General features: G+C 75.1%; 8 protein-coding genes. All 8 read left to right on the forward strand.

What is annotated here, in order from left to right; translation table 11 throughout:
* The first annotated feature begins 16 nt into the window (after positions 1-16).
* The 8 genes from AB0881_RS25790 (at position 17) to AB0881_RS25825 (ending at position 10,767) form a co-directional block, all read left to right on the forward strand.
* The gene (locus AB0881_RS25790) at positions 17-1,135 is read left to right on the forward strand and encodes a histidine kinase (protein ID WP_366620709.1); all 1,119 of its coding nucleotides are present in this window, start codon (positions 17-19) and stop codon (positions 1,133-1,135) included.
* 5 nt (positions 1,136-1,140) lie between these two features.
* Complete coding sequence (locus tag AB0881_RS25795) at positions 1,141-1,812, forward strand: response regulator transcription factor (protein WP_366620711.1); 672 nt, start codon at positions 1,141-1,143, stop codon at positions 1,810-1,812.
* Between the two features lie 105 nt (positions 1,813-1,917).
* Positions 1,918-3,951 carry an MMPL family transporter gene (locus AB0881_RS25800; protein WP_366620713.1) on the forward strand — a complete coding sequence of 678 codons (2,034 nt, stop codon included), beginning with the start codon at positions 1,918-1,920 and terminating at the stop codon, positions 3,949-3,951.
* A 79-nt stretch (positions 3,952-4,030) separates the two neighbouring features.
* Positions 4,031-4,378 (forward strand): hypothetical protein, encoded by a 348-nt coding sequence (locus AB0881_RS25805; protein WP_366620715.1) that lies wholly within the window; start codon positions 4,031-4,033, stop codon positions 4,376-4,378.
* A gap of 61 nt (positions 4,379-4,439) precedes the next feature.
* Positions 4,440-5,492, forward strand: a complete 1,053-nt coding sequence (locus tag AB0881_RS25810) for an iron chelate uptake ABC transporter family permease subunit (RefSeq protein WP_366620717.1) — start codon at positions 4,440-4,442, stop codon at positions 5,490-5,492.
* Positions 5,489-6,514 (forward strand): iron chelate uptake ABC transporter family permease subunit, encoded by a 1,026-nt coding sequence (locus AB0881_RS25815; protein ID WP_366620719.1) that lies wholly within the window; start codon positions 5,489-5,491, stop codon positions 6,512-6,514. The genes AB0881_RS25810 and AB0881_RS25815 overlap by 4 nt, the downstream gene beginning before the upstream one ends.
* Positions 6,511-7,344, forward strand: a complete 834-nt coding sequence (locus tag AB0881_RS25820; protein WP_366620720.1) for an ABC transporter ATP-binding protein — start codon at positions 6,511-6,513, stop codon at positions 7,342-7,344. Before AB0881_RS25815 ends, AB0881_RS25820 begins: the two co-directional genes overlap by 4 nt.
* A gap of 54 nt (positions 7,345-7,398) precedes the next feature.
* Positions 7,399-10,767, forward strand: a complete 3,369-nt coding sequence (locus AB0881_RS25825) for an amino acid adenylation domain-containing protein (RefSeq protein WP_366620722.1) — start codon at positions 7,399-7,401, stop codon at positions 10,765-10,767.
* The last annotated feature ends 103 nt before the right edge of the window (positions 10,768-10,870 follow it).

Consider the following 10,870-nt stretch of genomic DNA (forward strand, 5'->3'; position numbering starts at 1 on the left):
GCCCGATACTGGGGGCGTGTCGGCCTTTGAGCGGGTAGCGGAGCGGGTGCGGGGGTGGCCGCCGGTCGCCGTGGACGCGGCGATCGCGATCGCGTGCTGGGTCAACGCGATCATCCAGGCGATGGTGAACGAGCGCCTGGTGTGGTGGATCCCGCTGGTGGCGGCGGTCGCCTCGGCGGCCCTGGTGGTGCGGCGGCGGTTCCCGTTCGAGGTCACGATCGTGGTCGGGGCCACCACGGTCCCGCTGGCGTGGGGCGACGCCATGGGGGACCTGCCGCCGGCGCAGCTGGTGGCGACGTACACGTTCGCGGCGCTGTGCCCGCCCCTGGAACGGCTGATCCTGGCCGTGGGGACGGCGGGCGGCATCCTGGCCTCGATCCTGCCGGACGAGAAGGTGCTCAACCTGGGGCTGGTCGGGATCGCGTTCACGGCGGCGTACGCGCTGGGCACCGGGGCGCGGGCGCGCCGGGACAGGATCGCGATGCTGGAGGAGCGGGCCGCGCGGCTGGCCGAGGAGCAGGACGCCGCCGCGACCCGGGAGCGGGAGCGGATCGCGCGGGAGATGCACGACATCCTGGCCCACTCGATGAGCATGGTCGTCATCCAGGCCGAGGCGGGGCCGGTGGCGGTGCGCAGCGATCCGGACAAGGCGGAGGAGGTGTTCGACACCATCTCCGAGACGGCGCGGGAGGCGCTGGCGCAGCTGCGCCGGGCGCTGGGGGTGCTGCGGTCCGAGGAGGCGCCGCTGCGGCCGGCGCCGGGGCTGGCGGCGCTGCCCGCGCTGGTGGACGACGTGCGGCGGGCCGGGCTGGCGGTGACGCTGGAGGAGGCGGGGGAGCGGCGGGACGTCCCCTCCGACCTCGGCGTGACCGCGTACCGGATCGTGCAGGAGGCGCTGACCAACACGGTCAAGCACGCGGCGGCGAGCAGCGCCCGCGTGCGGGTGTCGTGGCGGGACGGGGGGCTGCGGCTGGAGGTCAGCGACGACGGCCGCGGGCCCGGCGGCGCGGGCGGCGGCGGGCACGGGCTGATCGGGATGCGCGAGCGGGTGGCGGCGGCCGGCGGGGAGCTGGAGACCGGCGCAGGATCGGGCGGTACGGGCTATCGCGTGGCGGCCACTCTGCCCTTAGATTGAGGCGCGTGCAGCGGATCCGGGTGCTCATCGCCGACGACCAGGCGCTCGTGCGGGACGGCTTCGGCATGATCCTGTCCGCGCAGCCGGACCTCGATCTGGTGGGCGAGGCCGCCGACGGCGCGGAGGCGATCCGGGCCGCCCGGGAGCTGCGGCCCGACGTGGTCCTCATGGACGTGCGGATGCCGAACGTCGACGGGATCGAGGCCACCGCCGCGATCTGCCGCGACACGGCCGCCAGGGTGCTGGTGCTGACGACGTTCGACCTGGACGAGTACGTGTACGACGCGCTGCGGGCGGGCGCCAGCGGGTTCCTGCTGAAGGACATGCGGCGGGCCGAGCTGGTCGACGCGGTACGGGTGGTGGCCGCGGGCGAGTCGCTGCTGGCGCCGACGGTGACCCGGCGGCTGATCGCCGACGTCGTCACCCGCGGCCGGCCGGCCGCGCCGCTGGACGGGACGCGGCTGGCGGCGCTCACCGCGCGGGAGACCGACACGCTGCGGCAGGTGGCGCGCGGGCTGTCCAACGCCGAGATCGCGCGGGAGCTGTACGTCACCGAGCACACGGTGAAGACGCACGTCAGCAGCCTGCTGAGCAAGCTCGGGCTGCGCGACCGGGTGCAGGCGGTCGTGCTGGCGTACGAGACCGGCCTGGTCCGGCCCGGCGAGCACCACTCCTGAGAGGGAGGCGCCCGCTCCTGAGAGCGGGGCGCAGGTCCGCTCTCGGCGGCGATCCGCCGCGGGACGCGCCGTACGAGCATCAGGGCAGCAACTCAGGAGGCTGTCATGATCCGTTCCATCACCGGATTCTCCGTCCGGCGGCCGTGGGCCGTCATCGCGATCTGGGTCGCCGTCATGGCCGTGGGGTTCGGCATCGGCACCGGCGTGTTCGAGCGGCTGACCCCCGAGGTCGGGTCGGTGCCGGGCAGCGAGTCGTACCAGGGCGAGCGGCGGCTGGAGAGCGCCGCGCCGCGGCCCGAGACGATCACCGCGGTCCTTCCCGGCCGGACCGCGGGCGACCCGGCGGTCGCGCGGGACCTGGGCGCCGTGCGCGCCGTGCCGGGAGTGAACGAGGTGTCCAGGCCGCTCGCGTCGGCGAGCGGGGACGCGCTGCTCGTCGAGATCGAGCTGGCGCCGGGCGACGGGCAGGAGGACGCGGCCGAGGCCGCCGCCGGGAAGCTGCGCGCCACCGGCGCGACCGTCGCGGGCGGCCCGCTGACCGACGCCGAGTTCGACGAGCAGGCGGGGCGGGACGTGGCCCGCGCCGAGACGATCAGCATGCCGGTGGTGCTGGTGCTGCTGCTGGTCTTCTTCGGCGGGCTGCTCGCGGCCGGGCTGCCGCTGCTCATCGCGGTCGCCGGCATCGGCGCGACGTTCGGGATCCTGTACGCGCTCAGCGCCGTCACCGACATCTCCGTCTACTCCATCCAGATCGTCACCATGCTGGCGCTCGGCCTGGCGGTGGACTACGCGCTGCTGATCGTCAGCCGGTTCCGCGAGGAGCGGCACGCCGAGGCGGACGTGCGCGCCGCGGTCATGCGCACGTCCGCCACCGCCGGCCGGACGGTGATGTTCTCCGGGCTGACGGTCGCGGTCGCGCTGATGGGCCTGGCGGTGTTCCCGGACCCGTTCCTGCGGTCGATGGGCCTGGCCGGGGCGGCGGTCGTCGCGATCGACATGGCCGCCGCGCTGACGCTGCTGCCCGCGCTGCTCGGCCGGTTCGGGCACCGCGTCAAGCCCGCGAAGCGGCGCGAGGGGCGGCGCGTCTTCGCGCGGGTGGCCGGGGCCGTCCAGCGCCGCCCGGTGCTGACGCTGGTGGTGGCGGCGGGCGTGATGGTGACGCTGGCGCTGCCGCTGTTCGGGATGCGGATCTCCGATGGCGACGCGCGGATGGTGCCGGCCTCGTCCGAGACCCGGCAGCTGTGGGACCGGATGAACGCCTCGTTCCCCGACCAGGTGCGCTGGTCCGGCGACATCCAGATCATCGCGGACGCGCCCGAAGACCACCCGGGCGTCGCGGCACTGCACCGGGACGTCAAGGCGCTGCCCGGCATCGTCGAGGTCCGGGTGGAGCGGGCCGGCCCCGGCACGACCGCGCTGATGGCGACGCCGCGCGGCCCGGCCGAGGGCGCGCAGGCCCGCGCCGCCGTGGCCGCCGTGCGCGATCTCACCGTGCCGTTCGAGGTCCAGGTCACCGGCGACACCGCCCGGCTGGTCGACTACAAGGCGATGCTGATCGAGCGGCTGCCGTGGGCGGTCGCGGTCGTCGCGCTGGGCACGCTGCTGCTGCTGTTCGCGTTCACCGGCTCCGTCGTGCTGCCGGTCAAGGCGGTGCTGACCAACCTGCTCAGCATCGGCGCCTCGCTCGGCGTGGTGGTCTGGGTGTTCCAGAGCGGGCACCTGGCCGGGCTGTTCGGCACCGAGGGCCTCGGGTACGTGCACCTGACCGTCCCGGTGCTGGTCGGCGCGATCGCGTTCGGGCTGTCGGTGGACTACGAGGTGTTCCTGCTGTCGCGGATCCGCGAGCGCTGGCTGGCGGGCGCGGACCCGCGCGCGTCGGTCGCCGAGGGGCTCCAGCACACCGGCGGGATCGTGACCGCCGCGGCGCTGGTCATCGGCGTGGTGTTCGCCGCGTTCGCGCTGGGCGGCTTCGCCCCGGTCAAGGCGATCGGGCTGGGGCTGGCGCTGGCCGTCGCGCTGGACGCGACGCTGGTGCGGATGCTGCTGGTCCCGGCGACGATGACGCTGCTGGGGCGGCGCAACTGGTGGCTGCCCCGCCCGCTGCGCCGCGTGCACACCCGGCTGGCCGTCGCGCACTGACCGGGTTACCCGCCGGTCGTTTCATGATCGAGACACCGGTGGTGCCATCTCGATCACGTCCGGCCACGTCCTACAGGTCATGCGGCGACCCCAGGCGAACATCGCACAACTGGAGATCTTCGAGGAGCGGGCCGGCCGGGCCCGGCTGGACGAGCTGGCGCGAGCGCTGGACCGGGAGCTGAACGAGCGGCGCGTCCCCGCCGAGCTCTCCCCGGGTCCGGCGCTCGCCGTTCTCGTGGCCTCGCCGCCCGCCGTCGCGGCCCTGGTCGAGTGCGTCTTCGGCTACCTGGCCGGGGGCGCCGGCCGCAGCGCCGCCGTCTGCCGCGGCGCGGACCGCTTCGACCTGCCCGGCCCGTCCGCCGAGCGCCGGGAGCGGCTCATCGAGTGGCTGATGGAGCGCGTCGAACTGCCGGACTCCCGGCCCTGACCGGCGGCCGGGGACGTACCGGGGGATCGCGTCGAGAATTAGCTTAGGCTAGCCTAAATATGTGCTGACCTCCGTGCGGAAAGCCCCTCCCAGCGACCGCCCGCCGCCCGCGCGGAGCCGCGGCCGCGCCGGCCGCTGGGCCGGGCTGGCGCTGCTGGCCGCGCTGCTCGCGGCGGCCGTCCTGGCCGGGTTCGCGATCGGCGCCGAGTCGATCCCGCCGGGCGAGGTGCTCGCCGCCGTGTTCGCGCCGGACGGCTCGGAGCACGCGCTGATCGTCCAGGAGCTCCGGCTGCCCCGCACGCTGCTGGGCGTCGCGGTGGGCGCGGCGCTCGGGCTGGCCGGGGCGCTGATGCAGGCGCTCACCCGCAACCCGATGGCCGAGCCGGGCCTGCTGGGCGTCAACGGCGGCGCCGCGCTGGCCGTGGTGGTCACGATGAGCCTGTTCCGCACCGACGAGGTGCTCGTCTACATCTGGGCGGCGTTCGGCGGGGCCGCCGGGACGTTCGTGCTCGTCTACCTGATCGGGGCGCACGGCCGCGGCGGCGCCTCGCCGGGGCGGCTGGTGCTGGCCGGCGCGGCGATCAACGCGGTGTTCACCGCGCTGACGGCCGGGCTGATGCTGTTCAGCCCCAAGACGTTCAACAGCTTCCGGTTCTGGCAGGTCGGCTCGCTGGGCGGGCGCCCGCTGGAGGTCTTCTGGGAGGTGCTGCCGTTCTTCGCCGCCGGAACGGTCCTGGCGCTGCTGCTGGCCCGGCCGCTGAACGCGCTGGACCTCGGCGAGGACGCGGGCCGGGCGCTGGGCGTCAAGCCCGGCCGCACCCGCGCGCTCGGCGCGGTCGCCGTGGTGGTCCTGGCCGGCGCCGCCACCGCGGCCACCGGGCCCATCGCGTTCCTCGGGCTGGCGGTCCCGTTCATCGTGCGCGCGTGGATCGGGCCCGACCAGCGCTGGGTGCTGCCGTACTCGATGCTGCTCGCGCCGGCCCTGCTGCTGGCCGCCGACGTGCTGGGCCGCGTCGCGACGCCGGGCGAGCTGGAGACGGGGATCGTCACCGCGTTCCTGGGCGCGCCCCTGTTCATGCTGATGGTGCGGCGCGGAGGGATGCGCAAGCTATGAGCCGTGTGACGCGTACCCGTTCCGTCTCGCTGCGGTGGGAGCCGCGCGTCGCCGCGGTCTGCGCGGCGCTCGCGGCCGCCGCCTGCGGCGCCGCCGTGTTCGTGGTCGGCACGGGCGACTTCCCGATCCCCGCCTTGGACGTCCTCCGGGTGCTGGCCGGGCAGGGCGACCAGGCCACCGAGTTCATCGTCACGACGCTGCGGCTGCCGCGCGCCGTCGTCGGGCTGCTGGCCGGGCTCGCGCTCGGGATCAGCGGCGCGATCTTCCAGAGCGTCTCGCGCAACCCGCTGGGCAGCCCCGACCTCATCGGCTTCACGACCGGCTCGGCGACCGGCGCGCTGCTGCAGATCCTCGTCTTCGGCGGCGGCGCCGTCGCCATCGCGGCCAGCTCGGTCGCGGGCGCGGTCGTCACCGCGCTGCTGGTCTACCTGGTGGCGTACAAGGGCGGCGGCGTGCACGGGCTGCGGCTGGTGCTGATCGGCGTCGGCGCCGCCGCGATGCTGGAGGCGGCGAACGCCTACCTCATCACGCGCGCCGAGCTGCGCGACGCGTACGAGGCGGCGTTCTGGCTGACCGGCAGCCTCAACGGGCGCGGCTGGGAGCAGGCCGTCCCGCTCGCGGTCGCGATGGCCGTGCTCGTGCCGCTCGCGCTGCTGTGCGGGCGGCAGCTCGGCATGGGGGAGCTGGGCGACGAGGCGGCGCAGGCGCTCGGCGTGCCGGTGCAGCGCTCCCGCGCGCTGGTCGTGGTCGCCGGCGTCGGCCTGGTCGCGGCGGCGACGGCGGCCGTCGGGCCGGTGCCGTTCGTCGCGCTGGCCGCGCCGCAGCTGGCCCGCCGCCTCACCGGGCGCACGGGCCCCCACCTGCTGTCGGCCGGCCTGATGGGCGCGGCGCTGCTGGTGGTCGGCGATCTCGTTTCGCTGCGGCTGCCCGTGGCGGTGCCGGTCGGTGTGGTGACCGGCGTCCTGGGCGGCCTGTATCTGGTTTGGCTGTTGTCTAGTAGGGGTCGGAAGGGGATGCCGTGACGAGGTTGCGTGCCGCGGATCTGACGCTGGCGTACGAGCAGCGCGTGGTGGCCGAGGGGCTGGGGGTGGAGATCCCCGACGGCTCGTTCACGGTCATCGTGGGGCCGAACGCCTGCGGGAAGTCGACGCTGCTGCGCGCGCTGGCCCGGCTGCTGAAGCCGAAGGAGGGCACGGTCTTCCTCGACGACGAGCCGATCGCCTCCCTGCACGGCAAGGAGGTGGCGCGCCGGCTCGGGCTGCTGCCGCAGACGCCGATCACCCCGGACGGCATCACGGTCGGCGACCTGGTCGCGCGCGGCCGCTACCCGTACCAGGGGCTGCTGCGCCAGTGGTCGCGGGAGGACGAGCGGGCCGTCCAGGAGGCGATGGACGCGGTCGGGGTCGCCGACCTGTCCGAGCGCGTCGTGGACGAGCTGTCGGGCGGCCAGCGGCAGCGGGTGTGGCTGGCGCTGGTGCTGGCGCAGCAGACGCCCATCATGCTGCTGGACGAGCCGACGACGTACCTGGACATCGCGCACCAGATCGAGGTGCTCGACCTGTGCTCGCGGCTGCACGAGGAGGGCCGCACGCTGGTCGCGGTGCTGCACGACCTCAACCACGCGTGCCGGTACGCCACGCACCTGGTCGCGATGCGCGGCGGGAAGATCATCGACCAGGGGCATCCGAGCGAGGTCGTGACGGCGGACCTGGTGGAAGAGGTGTTCGGACTGCCGTGCCAGGTCATCGACGACCCCGAGTGCGGGACGCCGCTCATCGTCCCGGCCGACCGCCGTCGCTCCCCCGCACTCGCCGGGGGGCCAGGAGGGTCGGCCCCTCTGAAGTCACGTTGACGGCGAAAACGGCTTGATTTAGGTTAGCCTTACCTAACTTCAAGAGGGAGTGCCGTGCTGACCTGGGACGAACTGCACACCGCCCTGACCGAGGTGCTGGGTGAGGAGGCCCGGCCCGACGACAACCTGATCGAGCTGGGCATGGACTCCATCCGGCTCATGGGGCTGACCGGCCGGCTGCGCAAGCTGGGCGTCGAGGTGCGCTTCGCCGAGCTGGCCGAACGCCCCACCCTCGGCGAATGGTGGGACCTGCTGGCCGAACGCGGCGCCGTCGAGCCGCGTCCCGCCGCTGCCGAGCGGGAGCCCGCGCCGGACCCCGAGGACGACGGCGCGCCGTTCCCGCTCGCGCTGATGCAGCACGCGTACTGGATCGGCCGCGACTCCGAGCAGTCGCTCGGCTCGGTCGCCGCGCATCTCTACGTCGAGCTGGACGGCCGCGAGATCGACCCGGACCGCTTCGAGACCGCCGTGCGCGCGCTGGTGGAACGCCACCCGATGCTGCGCGTCGCCGTCTCCGACGACGGCACGCAGCGCGTCCTGCCCGAGCGGGCCGGCCCGGCCGTCACCGTGCACGACCTGCGCGGCACCGCCGACCTCGCGCCCGAGCTGGAGCGCGTCCGCGCCGAGATGTCGACGCAGCGGCTGCCGATCGAGGACGGCCGGGTCTTCGACGCCCGGCTCAGCCTGCTGCCGTCCGGCGCCGCGCGCCTGCACCTGGACGTCGACATGGTCGCCGCCGACGCGATGAGCTACCGGACGCTGCTGGCCGACCTGGCCGCGCTGTACGACGGCGAGTCGCTCGAACCGATCGGCTACACGTACGCGCGCTACCTGGCCGCCGATCCGCGCGCCGAGGCCCGCGAGCGCGACCGGCGGTGGTGGGCCGAGCGGCTAGCCGACCTGCCCGGCCCGCCCGAGCTGCCGGTCGTGCCCGAGCCCGGCGACCGCGTCGTCCGCATGCACCACTGGCTGCCGCCCGAGGAGAAGGAGCGCCTCATCGCGCGGGCGCACCGCGAGGGCGTCACCCCCGCGATGGCGCTCGCGGCCGTGTTCGCCGAGGTCGTCGGCGGCTGGTCGGCGACCCCGCGGTTCCTGCTCAACCTCCCGCTGTTCCACCGCGAGCCCGTCCACCCCGAGGTGGACAAGGTGGTGGGCGACTTCACCGGCTCGATCATGCTGGAGGTCGACCTCACCGAGGACCTGCCGTTCGTGGAACGCGCGCGGGCCCTCCAGGCGCGGCTGCACACGTCCGGCGCGCACAGCGACTACTCCGGGCTGGAGGTGCTGCGCGACCTGTCGCGCGAGCGCGGCGAGCAGGTGCTCGCCCCGATCGTCTACACCAGCGCGCTCAACCTGGGCGAGCTGTTCGGCGACCGGGTCCGCGAGCGCTTCGGCGAGCCCGAGTGGATCGTCTCCCAGGGCCCGCAGGTGCTGCTGGACGCGCAGGTCACCGAGGTGTCGGGCGGCCTGCTGCTCAACTGGGACGTGCGCACGCCCGCGTTCCCCGACGTGGTCGCCGATGCGATGTTCGCCGCGTACACCTCCCGGATCGCCCGGCTGGGCGCCGAGGGCGCGGACTGGACCGAGCCGCTGGCGATCGCCGCGACGCCCGGGCAGCTGCGCGTCCGGCACCGGCTGAACGCCACCGAGCCGCCGCCCGCCCGCACCCTCACCGAAGGCTTCTTCCACCATGCCGGGCGGGCGCCCGACGCGCCCGCGCTGCACTGGGGGAGCGGCGGCACGCTCTCGTACGGCGAGCTGGCCGACCGGGCGCTGCGCGTCGCAGGCCGCCTGGTGGCGCGCGGCGTGCGGCCCGGCGACCGCGTCTCGATCGAGCTGCCCAAGGGGCCCGACCAGGCCGTCGCCGTGCTGGGCGTGCTCGCCGCGGGCGCCGCGTACGTGCCGATCGGCGCCGAGCAGCCGGCCGCGCGCCGCGAGCGGATCCGCGCGAGCGCCGGCGTCGCCGCCTCGCTGACGTCCGTGGAGACCGGCGCGGAGCGGCTGGACGGGCCGGTGCGGGCGCGTCCCGACCAGGTCGCGTACGTCCTGTTCACGTCCGGTTCGACGGGCGAGCCCAAGGGCGTCGAGGTGTCGCACGGCGCCGCCATGAACACCATCGGCGACCTCGTCGAACGGTTCGGTGTCGGGCCGTCCGACGTCACGCTCGGGGTGTCGGCGCTGGACTTCGACCTGTCGGTGTTCGACCTGTTCGCGCCCTGGTCGGCGGGCGGCGCGGTCGCGCTGCCCGAGCAGGACGACCGCCGCGACGCCGCCGCCTGGGCCGAGCTGGTCGGGCGCTGGTCGGTGACGATCCTAAACTGCGTGCCGTCGGTGCTGGAGATGCTGCTGGCGACCGGCCCCGTCCCGAGCCTGCGGCTGGTGCTGCTGGGCGGCGACTGGGTCGGCGCGCACCTGCCCGCGCTGCTGCGCGAGCGGTCGCCGGGCTGCCGGTTCGTCGCGCTCGGCGGGACGACCGAGACCGCGATCCACTCGACCGTCCTGGAGGTCGAGGGCGCGGTGCCGGACGGCTGGACCGCGATCCCGTACGGGGTGCCGCTGCGCGGCGTCGCCTGCCGGGTCGTGGACGAGCTGGGCCGCGACCGCCCCGACTGGGTGACCGGCGAGCTGTGGATCGGCGGCGGGGGAGTGGCCGACGGCTACACCGGCGACCCCGAGCGCACCGCCGACCGCTTCGTGGTGCACGAAGGGACGCGCTGGTACCGCACCGGCGACCTGGCCCGCTACTGGCCTGACGGGACGATCGAGTTCCTGGGACGCCGCGACCACCAGGTGAAGGTGCGCGGGTTCCGGATCGAGCTGGGCGAGGTTGAGGCCGCGCTGGCCGCCCACCCGGACGTGGGCCGCGCCGTGGGGCTGCTGGCCGCCGGCCGGCTGGCCGCCGCCGTGACCGGCCCCGAGGGCCTGGACCCGGACGCCGTCCTCGCGCACGCCCGCGAGCTGCTGCCGCCGCACATGGTGCCGGAGCTGCTGCTTCCGGTGGCCGAGCTGCCGCTGACCGCCAACGGCAAGGTCGACCGCAAGGCGCTGACCGCGCTGGTCACCGCCGCGAGCGGCGCGGCCGGCGGCGCCTACGTGGAGCCGCGCACGCCGCTGGAGAAGGTGATCGCCCGCGTCGTCGCGGACGTGGTGGGCGCCGAGCGGGTCGGCGCGGACGACGACTTCTTCGCGCTCGGCGGCGACTCGGTGCTGGCCACCTCGGTCATCGCCCGGCTGCGCGAGGCCCTCGACACCACCGCCCTGCCGGTCCGGGTGGTGTTCAACCAGCGGACGGTGTCGGCCATCGCGCGCCGGTTCACCGAGCTGGAGACCGAGCCCGGCCGGCTGGCGGCCGTGGCCGAGATCTGGCTGATGGTCGACGGCATGTCGGAGGAGGAGCTGGACGAGCGGCTCGCCCAGCCCTGACCTCCTCCCCTAGGGCCGCCCCTAGGCCCGCCCCTAGGCACGCTCCCGGTCCGGCGCGGGACCGGGAGCGGAGTCCGGCCCCGGATCCGGCGCGGGTTCCGGG

The organism is Spirillospora sp. NPDC029432 (assembly GCF_040703975.1).
GTDB lineage: Bacteria > Actinomycetota > Actinomycetes > Streptosporangiales > Streptosporangiaceae > Spirillospora.

Bases quoted from the DNA above. Each gene is read 5' to 3' on its own strand.
- AB0881_RS25800 (WP_366620713.1), top strand. From the start codon at position 1,918: ATGATCCGTTCCATCACCGGATTCTCCGTCCGGCGGCCGTGGGCCGTC.
- AB0881_RS25815 (WP_366620719.1), top strand. From the start codon at position 5,489: ATGAGCCGTGTGACGCGTACCCGTTCCGTCTCGCTGCGGTGGGAGCCG.
- AB0881_RS25805 (WP_366620715.1), top strand. From the start codon at position 4,031: ATGCGGCGACCCCAGGCGAACATCGCACAACTGGAGATCTTCGAGGAG.